The organism is Chloroflexota bacterium (genome assembly GCA_026710945.1).
Classification (GTDB): Bacteria; Chloroflexota; UBA11872; order VXOZ01; family VXOZ01; genus VXOZ01.
This window is the reverse complement of the sequence record JAPOQA010000027.1, coordinates 55,547-78,812: the sequence shown is the minus strand read 5'-3', so window position 1 is coordinate 78,812 and position 23,266 is coordinate 55,547. Positions and strand designations below refer to the sequence as shown.

16 protein-coding genes are annotated in these 23,266 nt (G+C 58.8%); 7 read left to right on the top strand and 9 right to left on the bottom strand.

Going from position 1 to position 23,266, the window contains the following annotated elements; translation table 11 throughout:
* Nucleotides 1-330: 330 nt before the first annotated feature.
* From pdhA to OXE05_05205, 5 genes are all read left to right on the top strand, one after another.
* Complete coding sequence (gene pdhA / locus OXE05_05225) at nucleotides 331-1,374, top strand: pyruvate dehydrogenase (acetyl-transferring) E1 component subunit alpha (protein MCY4436719.1); 1,044 nt, start codon at nucleotides 331-333, stop codon at nucleotides 1,372-1,374.
* A gap of 324 nt (nucleotides 1,375-1,698) precedes the next feature.
* The gene (locus tag OXE05_05220; protein ID MCY4436718.1) at nucleotides 1,699-2,676 is read left to right on the top strand and encodes a pyruvate dehydrogenase complex E1 component subunit beta; all 978 of its coding nucleotides are present in this window, start codon (nucleotides 1,699-1,701) and stop codon (nucleotides 2,674-2,676) included.
* A gap of 28 nt (nucleotides 2,677-2,704) precedes the next feature.
* Nucleotides 2,705-3,964, top strand: a complete 1,260-nt coding sequence (locus OXE05_05215) for a dihydrolipoamide acetyltransferase family protein (protein ID MCY4436717.1) — start codon at nucleotides 2,705-2,707, stop codon at nucleotides 3,962-3,964.
* Nucleotides 3,965-4,146: 182 nt separating this feature from the next.
* Nucleotides 4,147-5,562, top strand: coding sequence for a dihydrolipoyl dehydrogenase (gene lpdA / locus OXE05_05210; protein ID MCY4436716.1), 1,416 nt, complete (start codon nucleotides 4,147-4,149; stop codon nucleotides 5,560-5,562).
* Between the two features lie 528 nt (nucleotides 5,563-6,090).
* The gene (locus tag OXE05_05205) at nucleotides 6,091-6,978 is read left to right on the top strand and encodes an SMP-30/gluconolactonase/LRE family protein (GenBank protein ID MCY4436715.1); all 888 of its coding nucleotides are present in this window, start codon (nucleotides 6,091-6,093) and stop codon (nucleotides 6,976-6,978) included.
* A 29-nt stretch (nucleotides 6,979-7,007) separates the two neighbouring features.
* Here OXE05_05205 and OXE05_05200 read toward each other — a convergent pair whose 3' ends face one another.
* Complete coding sequence (locus OXE05_05200) at nucleotides 7,008-7,448, bottom strand: hypothetical protein (GenBank protein MCY4436714.1); 441 nt, start codon at nucleotides 7,446-7,448, stop codon at nucleotides 7,008-7,010.
* 84 nt (nucleotides 7,449-7,532) lie between these two features.
* On the opposite strand from OXE05_05200, the gene OXE05_05195 reads away from it, so the two are divergent.
* Together OXE05_05195 and OXE05_05190 are read left to right on the top strand one after the other, a co-directional pair.
* Nucleotides 7,533-8,426 carry an NmrA/HSCARG family protein gene (locus tag OXE05_05195; GenBank protein MCY4436713.1) on the top strand — a complete coding sequence of 298 codons (894 nt, stop codon included), beginning with the start codon at nucleotides 7,533-7,535 and terminating at the stop codon, nucleotides 8,424-8,426.
* A 93-nt stretch (nucleotides 8,427-8,519) separates the two neighbouring features.
* Complete coding sequence (locus OXE05_05190; GenBank protein MCY4436712.1) at nucleotides 8,520-9,626, top strand: trypsin-like peptidase domain-containing protein; 1,107 nt, start codon at nucleotides 8,520-8,522, stop codon at nucleotides 9,624-9,626.
* A 193-nt stretch (nucleotides 9,627-9,819) separates the two neighbouring features.
* On the opposite strand, the gene OXE05_05185 is transcribed toward OXE05_05190, so the two are convergent.
* The 8 genes from OXE05_05185 to pyk all read right to left on the bottom strand — a co-directional run bounded on the left by OXE05_05185 (nucleotide 9,820) and on the right by pyk (nucleotide 23,265).
* On the bottom strand, nucleotides 9,820-11,583 hold the full coding sequence (locus tag OXE05_05185; protein MCY4436711.1) for a proline--tRNA ligase: 1,764 nt from the start codon (nucleotides 11,581-11,583) through the stop codon (nucleotides 9,820-9,822).
* A 136-nt stretch (nucleotides 11,584-11,719) separates the two neighbouring features.
* Nucleotides 11,720-13,264 carry a glucose-6-phosphate dehydrogenase gene (gene zwf, locus OXE05_05180; GenBank protein ID MCY4436710.1) on the bottom strand — a complete coding sequence of 515 codons (1,545 nt, stop codon included), beginning with the start codon at nucleotides 13,262-13,264 and terminating at the stop codon, nucleotides 11,720-11,722.
* Between the two features lie 452 nt (nucleotides 13,265-13,716).
* Nucleotides 13,717-15,453, bottom strand: coding sequence for a hypothetical protein (locus OXE05_05175; GenBank protein MCY4436709.1), 1,737 nt, complete (start codon nucleotides 15,451-15,453; stop codon nucleotides 13,717-13,719).
* Complete coding sequence (gene tal / locus OXE05_05170) at nucleotides 15,426-16,553, bottom strand: transaldolase (GenBank protein MCY4436708.1); 1,128 nt, start codon at nucleotides 16,551-16,553, stop codon at nucleotides 15,426-15,428. Before tal ends, OXE05_05175 begins: the two co-directional genes overlap by 28 nt.
* 371 nt (nucleotides 16,554-16,924) lie before the next feature.
* A complete protein-coding gene (rpiB, locus tag OXE05_05165; protein MCY4436707.1) occupies nucleotides 16,925-17,416 on the bottom strand; it encodes a ribose 5-phosphate isomerase B in 492 nt (163 codons plus the stop codon).
* A gap of 141 nt (nucleotides 17,417-17,557) precedes the next feature.
* Nucleotides 17,558-19,303 carry a hypothetical protein gene (locus tag OXE05_05160; GenBank protein ID MCY4436706.1) on the bottom strand — a complete coding sequence of 582 codons (1,746 nt, stop codon included), beginning with the start codon at nucleotides 19,301-19,303 and terminating at the stop codon, nucleotides 17,558-17,560.
* 135 nt (nucleotides 19,304-19,438) lie between these two features.
* On the bottom strand, nucleotides 19,439-21,766 hold the full coding sequence (locus tag OXE05_05155) for a hypothetical protein (GenBank protein MCY4436705.1): 2,328 nt from the start codon (nucleotides 21,764-21,766) through the stop codon (nucleotides 19,439-19,441).
* Between the two features lie 2 nt (nucleotides 21,767-21,768).
* Complete coding sequence (pyk, locus tag OXE05_05150; protein ID MCY4436704.1) at nucleotides 21,769-23,265, bottom strand: pyruvate kinase; 1,497 nt, start codon at nucleotides 23,263-23,265, stop codon at nucleotides 21,769-21,771.
* Nucleotide 23,266: the final 1 nt, after the last annotated feature.

Here is a 23,266-nt window from a genome sequence, read left to right as displayed (position 1 = left end):
ATCAAGATTCAGAACTCCCGCACAGTATAGCACGGGTCTGTTCGCCCCCCGTGTCGTGCCACGCGATGTTTCCCTACGGTATAATGAAGAAGGTGGAGCGTGGCATGTCAACGGTGGTGCGTGCATTTTGATTGGGTGCGAAATGCGCACCTTGAAGATTTGGGCCGCGCTCGAACAGAGTGCACGGTGTTGTACGAACATCACGCAACACGCTGGGGACAACGGGAAATGCCCATACGTGGCCTATCTGCGCCCCATTGCATTTTGCGGATTGCGTGACACGGTAAAACAGGGCTTCCAGCCCGAGATGCCAAAGGAGGTAATACGGGAATGAGCCAAAGCCAGGAACCGACAGACCAGGTTACTGACACTGAGCTCCCGGTACGCGACTCCGGCGATCTCGCCAACTATGAGAACGACCAACTTATCGACTTCTATACCAGCATGTTATACGTCAGGCGCTTTGAGGAGCGTGTGGCGGAAATGTACTTGCGTGCCAAAATCGGCGGCTACTGCCACCTAAACATCGGTGAGGAAGCCACCGTCGTCGGTACCCTTAAGGCGCTAAGAAAAGAAGACTACTTCTTCGGTAGTTACCGTGTGCACGGCTCAGCCATAGTGCGTGAGTTGCCACACGGTACCGTTATGGCAGAGCTGTTCGGCAAGCGGGACGGTTGCGCAAAGGGCCGTGGCGGCTCGATGCACCTGGTAGACCCCGACCGCCGCTTCATGGGCGGCTACGGCATTGTGGGCGGCAGTATCCCGCTCTCCACCGGTGTCTCTTTTGCCATCAAGTACCGGGACAGCGATGAAATCGTTATGTCCACTTTTGGCGACGGCGCCACCAATATTGGGGCTTTCCACGAAGCGCTCAACATTGCCTCGCTATGGAAACTGCCAAACCTCTTCATCTGCACGAACAACCAATACGGCATGGGTACCAGCGTTGCGCGCGCTTCCGCCGTAACCGAGTTGTGGAAGAAGGGCGTGGCCTATGACATTCCCGGCTACAAAGTTAATGGCATGGACGTGCTCGCGGTGTACCAACTAACGAAGAAGCTCGTAGAAGAAGTGCGGCGCACAAGCGAGCCGATATTTGTCGAGTGCGTCACGTACCGCTATCGCGGCCACTCGATGGCGGACGCGGGCAAGAACTACCGCACCGTAGACGAAATTGCGGAGTGGCGTGAACGCGACCCGGTAGAGAACTTCCGGAAGCGCCTGCTCGAGGGCGAGATCTTCACACAGGAAGACGCCGACGACATTGAAGAAGCCGTGCTTGCCAAGGTGCAATCAGCGGTGGACTTTGCCGAGCGGAGCCCGTTCCCTGACGTGGCGGACCTGGAAAAGTTCGTGTACGCCGAGGATGTGTAGGCATGGCAGCGTTTGACACCCATAGAGCCGTAGAACGCTTACGGCAGCAGGTTTTGGCGTGGTCAATGCGGAGGCCAGATTAGGCGTCATGGGCGCTCGCATGACGCCTTAGCGACCAAGTCTGACCTAAGGGAACTGGCGCGGGCGGCCACAGCCGACCTTCGTGAGTTGGAGCTGCGCATGCGGCTGCATTTGGGCGCATACGTTTTCGCTGCGGCCGGCTTGGCCAAAGCGGTATTGGCCGCGCTTGAGTTGTTACCGCGTAGAACGCAAGCAGATAACGGGCATATTCTCTAATCATCTGTCCCAGGGAGCACAAGACCTATGGCAGAAATTTCATACCGGGAAGCCCTGCGCGATGCCCTGATTGAGGAAATGGACCAAGACCCGGACGTCTTCGTCATGGGTGAAGAGGTCGGTGTCTTTCAGGGCGCATACAAAGTCACCGAGGGCCTGCTGGACCGCTTTGGCGAAAAGCGCGTCATCGACACTCCGATCGCGGAAGAAGGATTCGTCGGATTAGGCGCTGGCGCAGCAATGACGGGCCTCCGCCCCGTCGTCGAACTCATGACGATCAACTTCGGCATGGTGGCGATGGACCAGATCGCGAATCATGCCGCCAAGATCAGCTATATGTTCGGCGGCAGGCTCAAGTGCCCCATGGTCATTCGCGCTCCCGGCGGCGGCGGCCAACAGCTCACGGCCCAGCATTCGCACAGCCTTGACGTGTGGTTCGCATACATCCCCGGCTTGAAAGTAGTCGCGCCGGCCGTGCCTGCCGATGCCAAGGGCCTGCTTAAGACGGCTATCCGTGACGACAACCCGGTAATGTTCTTGGAGCATCTGGCCCTCTACAACAGCAAGGGCGTGGTGCCGGAGGGTGAGCACACCGTTCCCTTTGGGGAAGCGGATGTGAAGCGTGTCGGCAGCGACGTCACCCTGATCGCGCACTCGCGGATGGTGCTCTTTGCACTGCAGGCCGCCGCCCAACTGAGCGAAGAGGGCATAAGCGTAGAAGTTATCGACTTGCGCAGCATCCGGCCATTTGACGTGGAGACACTCGTCCACTCCGTACAAAAGACGAACCACTGTGTCATCGCGGAAGAAGAGCACCGCTCCTTTGGCGTGAACGCCGAGGTGGCCGCGACTATCTACGAAGAAGCATTCGACCATTTGGACGCTCCCATCGCACGTGTTGGCGGGGTGGAAGTGCCAATGCCTTATTCCAAACCCCTGGAGCAAGCGGTAATACCTAGTCCGGAAAAGATCGTAGACGCCGTGAGAACTACCCTCAACGCTTAGACCGACAGGAAGAGGAGCAACCCAAGACATGGCCCGTGAAGTCCCCATGCCCAGGCTTAGCGATACCATGGAGGAAGGGAGAGTCCTGCAGTGGTATAAGCAGGTGGGTGACAGCATCAAGAAGGGCGAGTTGCTCGCCGAAATCGAGACCGACAAGGCCGTGATGGATCTCGAATCCGTAGAAGAGGGCACGCTGCTTCAGCTTCTCGTGGCAGAAGGCGGTTCGGCGGCTCTGGGAGCCCCCATAGCACTGGTGGGTGATGAAAGTGAGATAGGAGAGCAGATAGCTGTTGCCGCTCCTACCGAGCCCGCGGCTGATGATGCCCTGGAGAGCGGCGCTGACGTGCGCCGTCCCGGGCGCGCTGTCGCCGACGGCAGCACAGGAGAGACCGGCTCCGCATCCCAACCTACGGACGCAGCGCAAACTGATGCAGCGTCCGGTCGCGTCAAGGCGTCGCCACTCGCGCGCCGTATGGCCGCTGAACAAGATCTTGACCTCACGAAGATTACAGGCACCGGCCCTGGCGGCCGCATCGTCAAGGATGATGTTGAAAAGGCGGCACGCGACGCTGCCGTCTCCGACGACCCTGCCGCCATGCCGAGCGAGACTGAGGTGGCTTCACTCTCGCGCATGCAGGCCACAATCGTGCGACGCATGGTCGAAAGCAAGACCACCGTGCCGCATTTCTACCTTACGCTGGAAGTGGACATGAGCGCCGCCAAGGCGATGCGGGCGGAGGTGAACGCCGCCTGGAGTGAAGAAGAACGCATTAGTTACAACGACATCATCATGAGAGCGACCGCGCTCTCTCTCATGCGGCATCCGGATGCAAACGGCTACTATCGCGATGGCGGCTTTGTATATCATCAAGAGGCAAATATCGGTATTGCTGTTGCCGTACCCAGCGGTTTGCTGGTCCCCGTGCTCAAGAATTGCGATACCAAGCCGCTCCGTCAACTCGCCGTAGAGGCAAAGGTGCTGGTTGAGCGTACCCGTGAAGGCAAGAATCGACCCGGCGATCTGGAAGGCGGCACGTTTACCGTATCGAATCTGGGGATGTTCGGTGTGCGTGACTTTTACGCCATCGTGAATCCTCCTCAGTCCGCCATCATTGCCGTTGGCGGCATCGAGCCGCGTCCCGTCGTTCGCGATGGTGAAATCGTCATACGCGATATCATGTTCCTCAGCATCTCTGCCGACCACCGCATACTTTACGGCGCTCCTGCCGCTGAGTTCCTGCGGGACTTGAAAGACCTCCTGGAAAATCCCTATAACTTGCTGATCTAAGCGGCGTAATCACCTGGGTGGCGTTATCACCTGGCTCCAAGTGCCGGAACATCGGGCGAACGCAGAGTTCGCCCGATTTGATTCCTGAGCAGTGCATTCGGCAAGATGGAATTAGCGCACATGAGAAGAATTCTTGAATGAATACCGATTTCAGGCTGACCCAGTCCTGAAGGGAAGGCACTATGGCAGAAAACACACATGACGTTGTGATTATAGGCGGTGGCCCGGGGGGCTACCCTGCCGCAATTCGCGGCGCACAACTTGGGCTCAAGGTGGCGGTGGTCGAGAAGGAAAAACTCGGCGGAATCTGCCTCCACAAAGGCTGCATCCCCACCAAGGCTTTGCTGGAATCCGCCGAGCACCTGTACCACGCCCGCGACGAAAGCTCGGCCTTTGGAGTTGTCGCCACGGATGTTTCATTTGACTATGCCCAAGTGCTTAATCGCAAGTCCCAGGTGGTGGCGCAGCTTCACAAAGGCGTGCAAGGGCTGCTGAAAAGAAACAAAGTAGACGTTTTCTTCGGGACCGGAACCCTCACGTCGCCCCAAACAGTGCACGTGGAGAGCAGCGCCGGCGGTCAAGACCTGAGCGCCGACAACGTCGTCATCGCGACCGGCTCACGACCACGCAGCCTGCCGGGACTGGAGATTGACGGCAAAGCGGTGATCAGCAGCGATCATGCGCTTGAACTCACCACGCTGCCGGAGTCGGTCATCATCTTGGGCGCGGGAGCGGTAGGCGTTGAATGGGCAAGTCTCCTTCACGATTTCGGCGTGGCCGTGACGGTGGTCGAGATCATGCCGACATTGGTGCCCTTGGAAGACAAAGACATCGGCAAGGAACTCGGCCGCTCGTTTAAGCGGCGTGGGATTACAGTCAAAACTGACGCCAAGCTGTTGGTGGAAAGTTTAAGGACGAATGAAGATGCCGTAACGGTTGACATTGAAGTAAAGGGTAAGCAAGAGTCTCTGCATGCAGATGTGCTGCTTGTGGCCGTCGGAAGAATTGGCAACACCGAGGACCTTGGATTGGATGCGCTTGGCATAAAGTCAGAGGGCGGCATCATTCCGGTTGATGGATACGGCCGCACAAATGTGCCGCACGTCTACGCGATAGGCGACGTAGCGGGCGGCTTCCTGCTCGCCCACAAGGCCACCGCCGAAGGGCACATCGCCATGGAGCACCTTGCCGGTGAGAGTTCCTTCCCCCTGGACCCCCTACGCGTGCCTCGCGCCACGTATTGCCGACCGGAAATCGCGAGCATCGGTCTCCTGGAGGAGGAAGCCGCCGCGCAAGGGAGAGACGTAAAAGTCGGGCGATTCCCCTTTGCCGCACTGGGCAAGGCGCTCATCAAGGGGCAGACCGAAGGCTTTGTAAAGATGGTCTGCGACGCCAAGACCGATGAGATTCTGGGTACCCACGTCATCGGGCCCGGCGCCACCGACATCGTCGCCGAGATGGGACTGGCGCAAATGCTGGAAGCAACGCCCTTGGAAGTCGGCCTCAATATTCATCCCCATCCCACGCTCGCGGAAGCTATCATGGAAGCCTCCTGGGACGTCGACCGCCGTGCCGTGCACGTCTTCCGACGACGGTAAGCCAAAGGGCATAACCTTAGGGGGGCTCTATCCACACTCCCGGCAGAAAGCAAGAACTTCTCCACTTCTCGGGAATAGAGTTAGGGTAAGTAGCCTGTTCATCCCTCCTCCCTGGGGAGAGAGTTAGGGTGAGTAGCCTGTACATCCCCTCTCCCTGGAGAGGGTTAGGGTAAGTAGCCTGTTCATCCCTCCTCCCTGGGGAGAGAGTTAGGGTGAGTAGCCTGTACATCCCCTCTCCCTGGAGAGGGTTAGGGTAAGTAGCCTGTTCATCCCCTCTCCTTGGGGGAGAGTTAGGGTGAGTAGCCTGTACATCCCCTCTTCCTGGGAAGAGAGTTAGGGTGAGTAGCCTGTACATCCCCTCTCCCTGGGAAGAGAGTTAGGGTGAGTAGCCTGTACATCCCCTCTCCTTGGGGAGAGGGTTAGGGTGAGGGGATCTTCGCCGCTAGCCGGCACTCCTCCATAGACTTGGCATTATTTAGCGAATCATGCCCCGTAGCCGCTACGCGGACAACTTTGGAGCAAATCAACATGGCAACCAGTTTCGACGTACGTGATCCCGCTTTCTTTCAGCTTGTACCGCAAGACGCGGAACTCGAGCGCGTAGCGGGCGGGTTCAAATTCACCGAAGGCCCAGTCTGGCGGGACGGCAGCCTGCTGTTCAGCGATATTCCCAACAGCCGCACCGTGCGCTGGCAAGAATCGCCGGAAGGCTTCTCGGTGAGCACCTATCGCACACCCTCCGGCAATGCGAACGGTCTTACGCTGGACCGCGAGGGGCGACTCATCTCCTGTGAACACTCCGCACGGCGGGTGAGTCGGCAAGGGGCCGACGGCACGTACACGACCCTGGCGGACTCCTACCAAGGCAAGAGTCTCAACAGCCCAAACGACGTGGTTGTAAGCACTGACGGCACGCTCTACTTTACCGATCCGCCGTACGGCGTGGAGGACTTGGGATTGGAGCCGGACCTGGACTTTCGCGGCGTGTATATGATTACGACCGACGGCGTGCTGCACCTCTTGGCTGATGACTTCGACCGGCCGAACGGTCTCGCCTTAGCGCCCGATGAGCGAACACTCTACGTTAATGACAGCCGGCGGCGCCACATACGCGCGTTTGCGGTGCGAGATGACGGCGCCCTGGACAGTTACCGCCTCTGGACAGATATGAACTCAAGCGATGACGGCAGTCCGGACGGCATGAAGGTGGACACGCAAGGAAACATCTTCTGCACCGGGCCGGGCGGCATCTGGGTGATAAATCCGGCAGGACACGTGCTCGGGAGGATCATCGGCGACGAACAGCCGGCCAATGTGGCTTGGGGCGGAGCGGACTGGAGCACACTCTTCGTCACTGCCCGCACGAGCCTCTACCGCATCCGGCTGAACACGACCGGCCTGCCCGTGCCCCGCTGATGGAGCGGCGTGCAAGTATGCCTGTTCAACTATTCCGTTGGAGATCGCGTGAGGCGCTCCCACTGTCGGGGGTCAATCGCAGCGGACGGCATTGGGGGCCGCGTGCGAATCTCATCCAGCAAGTCAACCAATTGCTTAATTTCATTGATGCCGGCCTGTACCGAACCGTCCGGCTGCCAGTTTTCGTAGAAATTCTGGTGCAAAGAGTTTGCCGCATGGAAGAGCGAGCGCAAGCCAGGGTTTTCCACGTCGCGGGAGACTTGGTCTACGATGTCAAAGAGCAGTCTATGTGAGTTGTGGTTCCAGCCTTTGCTCACGGCAATGGCCTTGACTGCGTGTGCCGCGGCGCCCCAAGCCTTTTCAGAAGCTTGGAGCCGGTCGCCTTTATCAAATTCTTCTTGGGCCTGACGAACAAAGCGACGGCTGAGCACCACACACTCGTCCGCATTAGTATGTTTGTAGTCTTTCATGAAGTATTCTCCTTTTCTCACTATACCACTGGCCGTGGTATCATTCACCGGCGAGAATTGGAGAAAGAGGGGGATTTTGCTCAGATGTCGATTGGCGTGACACTCGTGACCGGCGCCACCGGCCAGCAGGGCGGTGCTGTGGCGCGTGCACTCCTAGCCGCTGGGAGAACCGTGCGCGCGCTCACCCGAGACTTTGCCCGCGCCGAGACGCTCATAGAAATCGGGGCGCGGGTAGTCGTGGGCGACATGACCAATTCAGAGCAGATGAAACGAGCGTGCCAGGGCGTGGACTGCGTTTTCCTTGTGGGTACGCCCTACGCCGACGGCCCGGAGGCGGAGTGGCAGCAGCTCAAGACCTGCATCGACGCGGCTCGCGATGCCAAAGTCCGGCACGTCGTCTATTCTTCGGTGCAGCGCGCGACAGACCTGATTGACGTGCCCCATTACGCGCAAAAGCACCGCGCGGAAGAGTACCTGCAAGCCAGCGGCCTAGACTGGACGCTGCTGCGGCCTGTCTTCTTCATGGATAACTTCGGCGCGGACGCGCTGGCCGGCAACTTGCTGGCGGGTCGGCTCCACGCCCCTATGCCGCCCCACGTTGCCACCCAACTCGTCGCCGTGGAGGATATCGGCCGGGTTGCCGCCACGGTGCTGGCCGCACCGGAAGCGTGGACAGGCAAGACTCTCGACCTGGCCGGGGACGCGCTCACCTGGCAAGAAATAGCCGCAGCCATTGGTACCGCCATTGGCAGGACGGTTGAATTCTACCCGCTGCCGCCGGAGTGGGTGGCCGAAAGCATGGGCGCAGACTACGCAGCCTACTACGACTGGCTGTGGAAAGAGGGCTTCACGGCAGGCGTCGAAGGGATGGAGAAAGCTCTCGGCTTTCGGCCAATGGACTTTGCAAACTACCTCAGCCAAGCGCGCTGGACCCTGGACCTGAAGATTGAGCTAGAGGTGCACCCACCCCAGCTCTAGCATTTCCCCATTTCCCACTTGTCTTTGACAAAGTCAACTCAAAGACTTAGAGTCGTTCTGCGAGTGTGACCGCTTATGGAAAGAGCCGCAGCTATGGGAAACGATCAACCGAAATCTGTAGACAGAGCGGACATGATCGAGCGGGTGACCCCAGGGCTAGTTCAGCTATTTACCGACAAGGGTACCGGCTCAGGCTTCACAGTTAGCGGCAGCGGACTGACCATAACGAACGCTCATGTAATTGCGGACACAGACAAAGTAGTCGCGGTTTCAACCAATGGCGAAGTCTGTGAAGCCCAACTGTTAGCATATGATACCGGGATAGACATAGCAGCAATTAGGGTAATATTCCCCACACCTCTAACTGCTATTCCGCTAGGAGATTCAGATCAAGCGCGCCCCGGCGAGGAGGTAATTGCACTTGGATTTCCACCCACTGTTGGATTCCATCCAGGACAGCAGCCGACCATAACACGAGGAATCGTATCGGGAAAACGTCAGCAGGAAACTACAAGTTACGTTCAGACTGATGCTGCCATCAACAGTGGAAACAGTGGAGGGCCTCTCGTAAATCTCGCAGGAGAGGTAATTGGCGTAAACACCTTTGGAATTCAAAATACTGAAAACATGGCGTTCGCTATCGCCAGCAACGAAGTGCAAGTTTGGCTTGCCAGCATAGCCAAACCTCTGGAACAGGATATTATGGCTCAAGAAGGAGCATCAACTGTTCAGACACAGAACACCGAAACTCAACAAACAACGCTGGTACCCTCAGGGGTTCGATTGACCATCAGTTATTTGCTGGATGTCTTTATTTTGCTACTCACCGCGCTTGCCCTTAATCTCAACGTCAATTTGGGGGTGATAGCAATCGTAATTGCCCCGATAGTTTTACCTGCATGGTACGTAAGAGGCACAGGGAGTCTTGGACACCAAGTGACTAAACTTCGCTTCGTCAACTATAGAACGGGGCAGCGTATCAGTATACCTAAGTGCATTGTAAGGGGACTAATCATGTGGGTGGGGCTAGTAGGTGCTTTGGCTATTACAGGATCTTGGATGTCATCTGGTTCTTCTCTCGCTCCAATCATCCTCCTACCTACCCTGAATGGAATCGTGGCATTTGTCCGTAAGGACAACCGTACATTAGTAGACCTTATCGCTGGGACGTCGGCTGTAAGGAATTACCAAATGCGCTAGCTACGCATTACTGGCGACTTCATGACCTGCCTGCACTAGATCTGCGCGACTTCCGTTTCGACCAAGCTAAATGGCATGAGCAACTGCTAGGGCGAGTACACAATGTAAGCTGCTTTGCATTTCCTGGTACTTGGCACACTAGACCCCGTGCCAAAAGTACATCCATCCGACGGAGGATTCAGTAGTACCCCAGCTAAATAGTACTCAGAGCGTCCGGGTCGAATTCCTCCTCAACAACCCGTTCATCGATGGCCGCCTGCAGCGCGTCGATCTGCACCCGCGCCTGCGTTACCGCCTCCGCCAGCGGTACGAGCGTGAAGTCCTTATCCGTGCGGAGCTTGAGTTCTACCGCCGCATTCTTCAACGTGCGACGGCTGACGGTAATGCGCAGCGGCATGCCAAGGAGGTCGGCGTCGGTGAACTTTACCCCGGGGCTCTCGTTGCGGTCGTCGAAGAGCACGGAAATGCCGGCCGTGCCAAGATCGGCGTAGAGCTGCTCCGCCGCCTGCACAACCGTTTCGTCGTTCTGGTTCAGCACTACCAGATAAACGTGGTAGGGCGCAACCGCGACCGGCCAGACTATGCCTCGCTCATCGTGTGAGGCCTCTACCACTGCCGCCATGAGCCGCTCGACGCCAATGCCATAGCATCCCATCACCATCGGATGCAGTTCACCTGCCTCATCGCGGTACTGCGCCTTGAGCGCCGCCGTGTACTTGGTGCCCAGCTTGAAGATGTTCCCCACCTCGATGGCACGCTCCAAATGCACCGGCCCGCCGCAACTCGGGCACGGCGCTCCATCATACGCGCTGGCGATATCCGCCACAATGTCTGCGTCGTAGTCTCGGCCGTAATTCACGTTGTAGAAATGAAAGCCTTCCTTATTCGCGCCCGCGACAAGATTTGTGGACTCGGCCACCAGATCGTCAACAACGACCTGCACGCCGCTCACGCCAATCGGCGAGGCATAGCCTCCTACGATCCCATGTTCTCGTAGTTCTCCCTCGGTTGCGGGCCGCAGCATGGTGGATTTCGTCGCGTTTACGAGCTTGGTCTCGTTCACTTCCATGTCGCCGCGCACCACCGCGAAGATCAAGCCCCGGTCGCCCATGAAGAAGGTAGCTTTCGCGGTGCTCGATTCGGGAATGTCCAAGAGCTCGGCGAGGTCCGCGATGGTCTTCGTATCCGGCGTTGCTACTTCCTCCAGCGGCTGCGGCTCGCCGCCGTCAACAACGTCTTTGCGAAACGTGGCAATCTGCCGGTTGGCGCTGAGGCCGCACGCGTCACAGAGCACCAGCGTATCCTCTCCCACCGGCGTCAGCGACATGAACTCATGGGCCATGGTGCCACCCATCATGCCCACGTCGGAATCCACCGACATCACGTCCAGCCCGCAGCGGCGAAAGATGTTGAAGTACGCCTGGTACACGTCGGGGTAGTAGCGGTCCAGGTCCTCCTGGGTGACGTGCGCGCTGTAGGCATCCTTCATCGTGAATTCACGCAGCCGGATTGCGCCGGCCCGCGGGCGCGGTTCATCGCGGAATTTCGTCTGGATCTGGTAGAGCATCACCGGCAGTTGGCGGTACGAGTGCACGTTGTAGCCAATGAGGCTTGTGATAACTTCCTCATGGGTCATGGCGAGCACCAGGTCGTGATCTGCGCGGTCCTTCAGCCGCAGCAAGTCGTCGCCAATGTCGTACCAACGACCCGTCTGCTGCCAGATCTCCGCCGGCTGCACTACCGGCATGATGAGCTCCTGGCCGCCGATAGCATCCATCTCCTCACGGAGTACCTGCTCGATCTTGGCCGCAACGCGCGTGCCGAGCGGGAGCAAGCTATAGATACCCGATGCAAGCTGCCGGATGAAGCAGCCGCGCACCAGTAGCTTGTGGTTGGGTACGTCCGCTTCCGCAGGATCGTCCCGCAGTGTTTCACAGAGTAAGGATGAACGTCTCATAAATTCACAAATGCTCCCAGTCAATATATCTGGCTAGACCAGTTCTTAGCTACGTAGCTTTGGTGAATGCCCTAAGTGTAGCAGAATCCGTCTGCACGAACGTCAGGACAACCAGTAGGGGAATTCGTTGGCGTTCCTACGGCCGTCGCCAGGAGCGGCCGTCCATGGCGATAAGGGCATCGGCCTCGGGTGGCCCCCAGCTACCGGCCTCGTAATTCGGGAAGTTGCCGGCAGGACGGGATTCCCACGCCTCGATGATGGGCGTAATCAAACTCCAGGCGTATTCAATCCATTCACTGTGGGCAAAGAGCGTGCGGTCGCCCCGCATTATGTCCAGTAGCAGTGTTTCGTACGCCGGCGGCGCTTCACCATTGAAGAGCGATTCATAGTCAAAATTCATGCTGACCTGATGCACCCGGATGGTTTGACCAGGGTACTTAACGCGAAATTGAAGAGAAAACCCCTCGTTGGGCTGTACGCGAATGACAATCGCATTGGGATTCAGAGCATCGGCAGGGGTAAGCCCGAAGAGCAAGTGGGGCACGCGCTTGAACTGAATGGCAATCTCCGTCACCTTCTTCGTCATGCTCTTTCCGGAGCGTAGATAGAAAGGCACGCCCTCCCAACGCCAGTTGTCGATGTAGAGCTTCAGCGCGGCAAAGGTCTCGCGATTAGAGTTCGGGTCGGTATTCTCCTCTTCGCGATACCCTTTGACGTATTCCTCACGGACCCAGCCCGGACCGTATTGTCCGCGCACCGCCCACTGATCGATCTGCGTCAGCGGGATGGGGCGGGTAGCCCGCAAGACCTTAATCTTCTCCGCACCCACCGCCTCGGCATCAAACACTACCGGCGGGTCCATCGCCACCAGAGAGTAGAGTTGCAGCAGGTGGTTCTGGAACATGTCGCGCATCGCGCCGGACTCTTCGTAGTATCCGGCTCGGTGCTCTATTCCCAAACTCTCCGATGCCGTTATCTGCACATGGTCCACATAGCGGCGGTTCCACAGCGGCTCGAATATGTGGTTTGCCAGCCGGAAAACCAGGATGTTCTGCACCGTCTCTTTACCGAGGTAGTGATCGATGCGGTAGGTCTGGGACTCTGCGAACACGTTTGCAATCTGCGCGTTGAGTGTCTGCGCCGTCGCGAGATCCCGGCCAAACGGTTTCTCGATCACAACACGCCGCCATGCGTCACTGCCCTGCACATGATGCAGGCCCACGGCGCCAAGTTGCTGGATCACATCAGAGTACACACTGGGTGGGGTGGAGAGATAGAAGACGTACCTGCCGCCGCAGTTATGCTGATCGGAAACCGTGTTCAGCATGGCCGCAAGCTGTTGAAAGTCCTCACCATTGCTGTAGTTACCGGAGATATAGTGCAGACGCTTCACAAACTGATTGCACGAGTCTTCGTCAACGGCAACGTTGCCCGCATACTCGCGCACGGCCGCTTTCATCTTGTCCCGAAATATCGCCGTATCCCACCTGCTGCGGGAAAATCCTACGATGGCAAAATCACGCGGCAGTAGACCGCGCTGCTGTAGGTTGTAGAGCGCGGGCACAATCATGCGGCGGGTTAGGTCGCCGGTCGCGCCAAAGATCACGATGGCGCACCCCTCCAGCCCGCGGGGCGCCGACGCATTCTCGACCAATTCTTCAATTTGGGAAGCAACTTGCATTTGCGTCTTCCCCTTCTCAACTCATGGGTTTCTGTTGCAACACATTATAGCGTGTACATCGAAGTGATCAGCCTGCACCAGGCCCGCCAAAGCAGTTGCCCTACGTTTCCCAGCAGAATAGTCAATCAAGTGAAACTATGCAAACCCAAGCTTGAAGACTGCTCTGCAGTGACTTTGCACGCACGACTGAATACTGGGACGCGGCGGGGAAACTTGCACTAAATCTGTGGGCCAAAGCGTAGCGCGGGGGGCTTGTCCCCGCTTTGTATGGGGTGCACCGGGCGCGGATCCTTGTCCCTCCGATCTGAATTGCAACGTAGCGCGGGGGCTTGTCCCCCGCTCTGTATTGCGGCGGCGAGCGCACAGAAGATGAAGTCAACTCCCCGCTTGCGCGGGAATGACGGGCCTCATTGCTAACCGATCCTGGCAATGAACAACCAGACCTTGGTTCTTCAATGCAACTCGTTCAGGGCCGATTCAAGTGCGGCGAGACCTTGCTCGTAGTCAGCGCCGAGGTGTACGCGCAACACTCGGCGCCCGTGGCCGCGCAAAGAGCGCATGTCCCCAAGCGCCTGCGCCCGGATAAAGGTCCCGAACGAATACGGCGCGCCGGGGATGGGCACGTCGTCGGCAATATCAGCCGTGAGTTGCAAACACACGGCAGCGTTCGGCCCGCCTTTGTGCAATTGCCCGGTGGAATGGAGGAACCGGGGGCCGTAACCCATCGTCGTGGCTGCAGGCGTGACGGCACGTAACGTGTGGCGCAGTGCATCCATGCGTCTCTGAACCACTTCAGCCTGCGGCAAGTACGCCATCAACGCCACGTAGTCGCCGGGCGCCACGTGACTGAAAAAGCCCTGCAGAGCCTCTGCCACCGATGTACCTTCGCAATCGCCGTAAAGTGAGAGCGGTCCTGCGACAAGGTCTGGCGTCTCCAACGGCAGCGCTCCTTCGCGCTGGTACGTTTGCAGGAGCGCGGCGGTGTTGTCCTTGCTCTCTTGAACGTTTGGCTCGTCGAAGGGATTTACGCCGAGCAGGTGGCCGGCCACCGCCGTTGCCACTTCCCAACGGAAGAATTCCTGCCCTAAGTCCATTGTCTCCGCCATTGTCAGCCGAATCACCGGATGACCTGCAGCTGCCAGCGCTTGGAGCCCCTCCACGTCGTTCTCACCGTCCGTGCCAGGGAGAGATGTGTGCACGAAGACCCGATCCGCGCCGTAGTCTTCCGGCTGTCCCACGTCCTCGCCCTCGACCGGAACGACGCCGTATCCCTGCTTGCCGAGGCTCTCGGCTACGAGCTGTTCCAGCCACCAACCCACCGTGGCAATCTCCGGCGCGCATACGAGGGTAAGCTTGTCCCGTCCCTGCTGGGCATGGGTTGCAAGCTGCGCTCCCAATACGACGCCTGGATTTTCGGCTGCCGCTACCTCTGGCCCACAGCGCCGCGCCATCGCCGCCGCGCGGCCAAGAAAGTCAGCGACATCGATCCCAAGCAAAGCCATGGGCACGAGCCCAAAGAACGATAGCGCCGAGTACCGGCCGCCAATGTCAGCGGGATTGCGGAAGACGTGGCGGAAGCCGCGCGCAGTGGCTTCCTCATCCAACGGAGTGCCGGGGTCGGTAATTGCGATGAAGTTGGCGCCAGGCGGCGTGATCCCGGCCTGTCTGACGCGGTCCCAAAAGTACTGATAGAAGGCGTTCGATTCACCGGTGGTGCCGGACTTGCTCGACACCACGAAGAGCGTGCGCCTTACATCCACCGCATCGTGCACGGCCTGCACGGCGCGGGGATGGGTGCTGTCGAGCACATGCAGCCGCAGCCAGCCGGGAGCGGCGCCAAAGGTAGCGCGGCAGACGTCGGGGCACAGACTGCTCCCGCCCATGCCGAGAATTACGGCGTCAGTATAGCCTGCTGCCCGGACTGTTTCAGCGGACGTGAAAATCTCATCCAGCCCGGAGCGCCGCACGTCCGCAACGACGTTCAGCCAACCCAAGCGGTGGCGAATTGCCGCTTGCTCTTGCAGATCGTCAGACCAGAGGCTGGCGTCCTTTTGCCAAAGACGCGCGCCAACGTCTTCGCGCGCGAGCGTTGCTAATGCTTGCAGGATCGCAGCTTCTGCGTTGTCGGCGTCTCCCGCCAATAAAGGTTGGCGCGCCATCGCTAGGTAGTTGCGACAAGCTCTGCGCACACCTGCTCAATGCGTTCCAGCAAGGCGTGATACGGCTGCACGAACTTATCCACACCCTCTTGCTGCAGTTGGCGGGTCATGGCGTCATAGTCCACGCCCACAGCCGACAGGGCGTCCAACACGGCTTGCGCCTCTGCCACACCCGTATCTACAGTCTGGGCCAGCGTGCCGTGATCGCGGAAAGCGTCCATAGTGTCGTCCGGCAAGGTATTCACGGTGTGCGGGCCGATGAGATTGTCCACGTACATCACGTCGGAGAAGTCGGGGTTCTTCGTGCTTGTGCTCGCCCAGAGCACGCGTTGCACGCGCGCGCCCTTAGCCTCCAGCTTGGCAAAGCGCTCCGACTTGAAGAAATCGAGGAAGTGCTGGTAGGCAATCTTCGCGTTGGCAATCGCCACTTTTCCCAAGAGCTCCCGCGCGCGACTCTCGCCGGCCTCAGCCCGTGCCTCCAACAACTCATCGGCCAATGTATCGATGCGGCTCACAAAGAAACTCGCCACGGAAGCAATGCGGTTTACCGGCTGACCCGCCGCGGCACGCGCCTCGAGAGCCGAAATATACGCCTCGGCCACGTTATCGTAGTCCGTGAGCGAGAACATCAGCGTGATGTTGACGTTGTACCCCTCGGCGAGCATCTGCTGCACCGCGGGTATGCCCTCGTCAGTGGCCGGTATCTTGATCATCAGATTCGGGCGGTCCACCTGTTGCCAGAGGCGTCGCACCTCACCAATGGTGCCCGCCGTATCGAAGGCGAGTTCCGGCGAGACCTCAAGACTTACCAGGCCGTGCTCGCCGTCACTGGCGTCGTACACCGGCCGCAGCACGTCGCAGGCCGATTGAATGTCGGTAACCGCAACTGCTTCGTAGACTTCCGTCGTACTCTTGCCGGCGGCGTGCAGCGCGCGCAATTGATCGCGGTAGTCATCGCTGCCGCTAATCGCCTTCTCGAAGATGGCGGGGTTCGAGGTCATCCCCCGCAGACCGTCGTTGTCCACCAGGGCCTGAAGCTGGCCCGATTGCATGAGGCCGCGGCTGATGCTATCCAGCCACACGCTCTGGTCGTAGTCTTGCAGTTGTACAAGCCTGTTCTTCTCTGCCATAGTTACCTCCTTGTAAACACACAGACGGCGACTTAGCCTTGTGTGCCCGGTTCAGTTCCTGCTCTACCTGATTGCGCTCTACGTGATTGCGGACGGTCCGGTATTACCCAGAAAGTGAGCTCTCATCCGTAATTCCCGTGAACTCTCTTCCGTCACGCCCGTGAGCTCTTCTCCGTCTTGCCCGTGAACTTTCTTCCGCCATTTCACGTGCACTCTTTTCCGTCATTCCCACAAACTCTTTTCCGTCATTCCCGCGAAAGCGGGAATCCATCTTAATCCTGCACTCTCGAATCACTCGCAAAGTAAAAAGATAGCGGCAACAACCGATGCCCGTCTCATTCACCCACGAAGTGCACGATCGGCATCCCCGCCTACGTTGTTTCCACTTCCTCCTGTTGGCCGAGGCCTGCCTCCCGTTCCGCCTGCTCCAAGGCCGTCACCTTAGCGAGACGACGGGCGTGCCGCTCTTCGCCCGTAAACGAGGCGGCCAAGAATGCCGTTACCAGTTCCTCCATCAGGGCGGGACCCACGACTCGAGGGCCCAAACACAGCACATTCACGTTGTCGTGTTCGACCGCCTGATGTGCTGAGTAGACATCGTGGCACAGGCCCGCGCGAATGCCGCGCATCTTGTTGGCGGCGATGCTCGCACCCACGCCGCTGCCGCAGAGCAGGATGCCCCGATCGGCCTCTCCGCGTTGCAGGGCCGCACCCAAAAGGCGAGCAAAATCCGGGTAATCGTCGTACGGATCGAGTTCATGCGGGCCAACGTCAACCACAGTATGGCCGGCAAGCTCAAGCCACTGCTTGACCTCGTTCTTGCTGGCTAATCCGTTGTGATCGGCTCCGATTGCAATGCGCATCCACTCACTCCCGCTCTATCCTACCGGAATCTGCAAGATTGGCGCTATGTTTCGCTACGGCCCACTTTGGCGCAGATAGGTCGAATCGTTTGAGACTGCAAGCTAAGAGTTGTGGCCGCATGCGAAAAGTTCCTACCCACGTCAGTCTACCTCGCCCCACTGCAATCTATGCTCCCCGGCAGCAAGCGTCTGCGTGACCGCCTGGAACCGGAAACCGTATCGTTCCACACTACGGGTGGGCATCGGCCGGCGATCTACAGAAATAGCGCGCCGCTCGCTGCCGGTTTCCAGCAGGAGCAGCGTCGCGTCCTCAAGAGGTGCGCCAACATGGACACTGAAACCGGAACTCTCCACCTCGCCAAACGACAACGTGCGGCGGCTCCGTTCCCACGCGTTAATCTCTTCAGAGGTCCACCACGGTAAGCCCTGCTGCCGCGCGTACGCCACAACCTGCGCCATAGCCGCGGGCACACCGGGCCGCAGGCAGTGGTGAGGATGGAAGAGGTAGTGCGCAACGCCATAGTGCTTCTGTACGCGGTCGACTAACGGTTCCGCGATGCTGTATGGCGCATATGCGTCTACCGGCGCATCCGGGTGGCCGACCGGTTGCACAATATCTTGGGTCAAGAAGTTGACTTCCAGCACGTCATAAAAATGACCGGAGTCTGAATCCATCGGGAACCAGGGGTGGGTGCTGCCGTAGAGGTGGCCGGTGTTGCCATCCTTGGATGGCCCTTTCGTCTGATCGGAGGCAATACCCACCTTCTCCAGCCAATGGAAGAATTCTAACGACCCTTCCCAGCGCGTGTAGTGGTTCTTGTTGGTCGTAATGGTGTCCAGCCCGGCCTCCCGCCGCAGGAACTCCCACTGGAAGACGAGATCGCCATAGTCCCAGCGGTTAGGCTCCCTACCTGAAAGGGCGTCAAAGTGGAGGCAGATTTCGCTGCCGTATTCTGCTACCGCCGCGTAGAGTTCGGGTGTATAGCCCGGGTACTGAATGCACCACGTGGAGTGCACGCCGAGCGCGCGGGTATTCTCTAAGAGTTGGAACGCGCGGTCAAGCACATTGTTGTCGGAATCGTGGGAGAGGTGCGCCACCGCCTCAATTTCGCCGGGCCAATACCAGAGTAAGGGAAGCGCGGTATTGGTGAACTGCGCGCCGAGGAAGATGCTGCGCAACAGTATGGCGCGGAGCTCATCGCCGACGGCCTCTAAGAAAAAGGGTACTTCTGTGCCTGGAGAGCGGTCTGTTTCCCAATTCAATACAATGCCGTCGTCACACTTGAGAATTCCTTCATCGATGTTAGCAGTCCCATCCGGCGCCGGCAGGCCATCTTGACGCACGGGCTTGCCTTGCAGCATGTGTAAGACGCACCAGGGCAAGTCTGCGGCGGAGAAGATGCTCAGTCCCCGCTGGAGGCGGTAGGCGCTTACGCCCACACCAATGCGATTCCCTTCTCCATCACAGAGGTTGGCCAGCACACCGGCCCCGGCCGCGCGAGCGGTCGCGGCGTCCCAGACGTGCAAGGATGAGTGAAGATCGCGCACCAGAGGATGATCTCCCTGAGTAACTTTCAAGTAAGCCTCGCGGGTGCCTGCCTGCGTGCGGACGCCGAAGAGGTCATCCAAGCCGCTCGTGCCTCCCAGCCCGATCAGGGCGCCGCCCGCCGTCACGAAGCCATAGAGCCGGCCCATCTCAGGAGTGGTGACCTCGTGGTGCGGCAAGATCAGCACCTTAAGAGTTGCCAGCGCTTCCGGCAAGGTGGCGGCGTCCACGCGCACGAAAGGGATGCCCGCGTGAGCCAAAATCTCCAATATATATGCGCTGCGCGGCGCGTAGCAACCTTCCTGTAGAAAGACCCCAAGGGGTTGGGCGCCAGGATGCATGTATTAGCTCCGTGTTTTGGCGTAGTTTTCCTCAATTGCGTACGCAGGGCACAATTGCAATTGTGCAAGCATGATATTCAGCATACGCCACATTGAGATAAGAAACACTGAGGGTTGTGATGTCGGGAACAGAGATCAGAATGTGACCTCGAATGGCACTTCAGCTAATTTCCGTTCGCCCGCATACACATAGACCCAATAGCGCCCGGGCGCCCACCTTTGCGCCGGCGGCGGCCCGACCGAATACCACCTCGTCCCGCCGATGTACTTTGCTTCTGCAGTCAACTCCCCGCTCCGGCGCCTGTATTCGAATCCGTCCTTGTAGTACTCCACGATCTCCAAGGGTATGCTATGCGAGCCTCCCGATACATTGTACGAGTATTTCAAGACGAGAGACACCCGGTCAGTAACATCCTGCACAGCAAAACCGGACACTGGGGGGCCGTCCTTTTCTGTAGATATGTAAGCCTCTTCGATACGCCCCTTGATGCTGGGCAAGCGCGGATCCGCGGGACTGGCATCAAGACGGGAGAGGTCGTAGGGTTTGGTTCCGTCGTACCAGCGAGCAATGACGGAACTTTCCGCTCCATCCTCCGAGCGAAAGGCCGCCCTGATATGGTCGATCCCCACTGACGTGCCGCGGCGTTCATCGGCGTCGTCTTCCATTTCCGACGCCGAGTAGAGGGCGCGGAACCCCTCTCGGAATTTCTCATTGCCCAGTGCGCGATGGAGATCTGCGAATAGCCGTTCCCCGAGTGCGTAGTTACAGGAAAACTCAATATCGCCCCGCTCGATGTCAAGATTCTTCAGATCGGCAATAGAGTCGGCATAGGCGCAAGGGTATCTGGCAACACCCATCGGTCGATCGAGCCGCGCGCCATCAATGACTAAGGCCATGAATTCCGCCGCGCCCTCATCTACCCAGTCCTCGTTGCCGCTCCAGTAGTAGTGCGCTACTTCGTGAGCGCTTATATGGCTGGCGTACGCCGCTTCATGACCGCCGTCGTCGACGTCGTACTTAGACAGGATGGCAATGTGCGTGCCAAAATTCGTACCAGCGACGTCACCGACGACGGCGTTTTCATAGAGCAGGCCGACGTAGTTGGTCGGCAGTGGCGCATCCATGTACTCTTCAGCGCGGCGCACGGAACGCTCCAGCAATTCCATTGACTTCTCTACGCCTGGTGGACCCGTACGTATGATCGTTAGAACAACCTCGCCCGCCAACGGCAGCGTGACGGTGCGCTGTTCCAGAGAAACTCTGGCGGGGTCGAGCAAGACATCGATCAGGTCGGAGTTCGTTCTTGCTACGCCATACAGCGTAGCGACAATGTGTGCAGTATCGTTCGATATGCCATCTCGCAGTGCAGGATGGGACATCAATCTCGCGAACGCCTCCGGCTCTAAGGCCGCAAGCCGGCGCAGTGACATGGCGGCCGCAATATCGGGCGGCTCGATGCTTGCGAGAAACGGCATATCCACGATCCACAAGGCCGCTTCCGTGTCTCTTGCTAGCGCAGCAAGACTCTCGATTAGGTCGATCTCCGCTTCTGCGATGCCGTCCTGAATCCAGCCTAGTGAGAGGATAGAGGAAGCAACTGCCGTGTCCCCATATGCAATGTAAGACAGATTCTCAATGCCCTGCACCTCAACATCGTCAATGCCGTCCTGCACCCAACTCAAAGAGAGAACTGACGAGGCCACCTCGACGGCCTTAATGTTGGTCAGCCAGCGGATCGCTCCGGACTCAACGTCGTCGATGCCGTCCCGGACCCAACTCTGGGAAATGACGGACGCTGCAACTACCGAGTCCTCATACGCTATGTAGGACAGGTTCTCAATAGTCTTCAGTTCTATGTTATCGATGCCGTCTTGAACCCAGCCCAAAGCAACGACAGACTCTACAACCTCCGCGGCATTCATATTGCTCAACCAGCGAAATGCTCCAGCCTCTACTTCATCGATACCGTCCTGTACCCAGCCCAAGGAGACGAGAGATGCAGTGACAGGAAGGCTTACGAACGCGATGTAGAGTAGGTCCTGGATTACCTCGGCCTCCGTGCCGTCGATACCGTCACCTATCCAGCCAAGCCCTTTTATGGCGAAAGCCAACCGAGGGTTTTGTTGCTCCAGCCAGGGGCCGTTCTTGAAGTCCCGCAGAGAGACGGATAGAACTGATTTAGTGGGAGAAACGGAATCAGTTGACGCAACAGAAGGAGCGGCCGTGGCGGCCGGCCCAACTGAAGGGGTGGGTGATGCATGCGGGAGGGCAAAACTAGCAACGTCTTGCGCAATTGAGACAGCCGCAATTCGCGCCTCAGCAATGACCGAACCAACGTCATCCCACCCAACGCCAAGATTGCCCCAGAGTAGCACGTTACCGTACATGAGAACCGCAAGTATAACGATGTCCCACAACCATCCCCACCGGCCGCCGGACGGGTTGGGGAAACGCCTAGGCAACGCTAGTCCCCTTTGAGGCTGAGCGGTTTGCCGATCTCGTGGATGCGGATGAGATTCGTCGTGCCGCCTACGCCGAACGGCATGCCGGCCGTAAAGACCACCGTATCGCCATCCTTCACGTGTCCCGCTTGCTTTGCCAGTTCTACCGCCTCGCGCATCGCCATGTCGGTGTCCGTTTCCACTGTTGCCAGCAAGGGTTCCGTACCCCAACTCAGGGCAAGCTGGCGCCAAATCGACTTGTCCGGCGTCACCGCGAGCAGTTGTACGTGCGGCCGCAAGCGGGCCAGCATACGCGCCGTATAGCCCGATTGCGTAAGCGCAAAGATCGCGGTAGCGCATAGCTTATCCGCAATGCGGTGGGTCGCCGCCGCAATAGCGTCGGTAGCATCGCTCGCGTCGTCAATTGCGGCAGAACTCTCCACGTGCGGGTCGACGCTGGTCGCAATGCGCGCCATGACCGCCACAGCCTCCACCGGATACGGGCCGACGGCGGTTTCCCCGGAGAGCATCACGGCGTCACTGCCGTCCAGGATTGCATTTGCCACGTCACTGGCTTCTGCCCGGGTCGGCACCGGGTGCTGCATCATCGATTCGAGCATCTGGGTCGCCGTTATCACTAGTTTTCCTTGCACGCGCGTCTTTGCAATGATCGCCTTCTGGTGCAACGGTACTTCCTCCGGCGGCACCTGCACCCCAAGATCGCCCCGCGCCACCATGATGCCGTCCGCGGCCGCGAGAATCTCGTCAAAGTGCGCAATCGCCTCCTGGGTTTCGATCTTTGCAATTATGGGTATCGTCGCGCCGTAGTTCAGCATCAGTTGCCGCAGAATCTCTACATCCGTTGCCGACCGGACGTAGGAGAGGGCAACCCAGTCCACCTCTTGTTCCACGGCAAAGCGCACGTCCTCCCAGTCCTTGGCGGTCAGGCTCGGCAGGTTGAGGCTCCGACCCCTCACTACAACCGCCTTGCCGCTCACCAATTCGCCACCACGCACCACCCGTGTAACGACTGCGGTCTGCCCTGCTTGGACGCGTGTGGTCACTACCTCAACCGCGATCAGTCCATCGTCAAACAGGACAGTATCGCCCGGACGCGTTTCGGCTGCAAGGCCTGCAAATCGCACCGGCGCGACATCCACACGTGGCGCATCGGGATCGACAGACCTGGCATATTCGTGGAGCCCATCACTTGCGGTCGCACCGGCTGAGTCACCATCTACCACGAGAATAAGCAGACCACCCGGGGAAAGCAGCAAGGGTTCGTCAGCAACGACACCTACACGTACCTTGGGGCCTTGAAGATCGCCAATGATAGGTAGGTTGGCGCCTTCCGCTGCCGCTATCTGGCGCAACAAACCAATGGAACGCGCCTGAGTCTGATGGTCGCCATGTGAAAAGTTGATGCGCGCAACATCCAAGCCGGCCCGCAGCAAGGCGCGGAGCGTGTCTTCATTCGCCGTCGAGGGTCCGATTGTGGCAACGATCCGAGTGCGGCGCATG

Excerpts from the sequence above, each read along its gene's own strand:
- OXE05_05220 (MCY4436718.1), top strand. The coding sequence starts at position 1,699 with ATGGCAGAAATTTCATACCGGGAAGCCCTGCGCGATGCCCTGATTGAG.
- rpiB (MCY4436707.1), bottom strand. The coding sequence starts at position 17,416 with ATGCGCATTGCAATCGGAGCCGATCACAACGGATTAGCCAGCAAGAAC.
- OXE05_05215 (MCY4436717.1), top strand. The coding sequence starts at position 2,705 with ATGGCCCGTGAAGTCCCCATGCCCAGGCTTAGCGATACCATGGAGGAA.
- OXE05_05205 (MCY4436715.1), top strand. The coding sequence starts at position 6,091 with ATGGCAACCAGTTTCGACGTACGTGATCCCGCTTTCTTTCAGCTTGTA.
- lpdA (MCY4436716.1), top strand. The coding sequence starts at position 4,147 with ATGGCAGAAAACACACATGACGTTGTGATTATAGGCGGTGGCCCGGGG.
- OXE05_05185 (MCY4436711.1), bottom strand. The coding sequence starts at position 11,583 with ATGAGACGTTCATCCTTACTCTGTGAAACACTGCGGGACGATCCTGCG.
- OXE05_05190 (MCY4436712.1), top strand. The coding sequence starts at position 8,520 with ATGGGAAACGATCAACCGAAATCTGTAGACAGAGCGGACATGATCGAG.
- OXE05_05160 (MCY4436706.1), bottom strand. The coding sequence starts at position 19,303 with ATGCATCCTGGCGCCCAACCCCTTGGGGTCTTTCTACAGGAAGGTTGC.
- pyk (MCY4436704.1), bottom strand. The coding sequence starts at position 23,265 with ATGCGCCGCACTCGGATCGTTGCCACAATCGGACCCTCGACGGCGAAT.
- pdhA (MCY4436719.1), top strand. The coding sequence starts at position 331 with ATGAGCCAAAGCCAGGAACCGACAGACCAGGTTACTGACACTGAGCTC.
- OXE05_05195 (MCY4436713.1), top strand. The coding sequence starts at position 7,533 with ATGTCGATTGGCGTGACACTCGTGACCGGCGCCACCGGCCAGCAGGGC.
- zwf (MCY4436710.1), bottom strand. The coding sequence starts at position 13,264 with ATGCAAGTTGCTTCCCAAATTGAAGAATTGGTCGAGAATGCGTCGGCG.
- tal (MCY4436708.1), bottom strand. The coding sequence starts at position 16,553 with ATGGCAGAGAAGAACAGGCTTGTACAACTGCAAGACTACGACCAGAGC.
- OXE05_05200 (MCY4436714.1), bottom strand. The coding sequence starts at position 7,448 with ATGAAAGACTACAAACATACTAATGCGGACGAGTGTGTGGTGCTCAGC.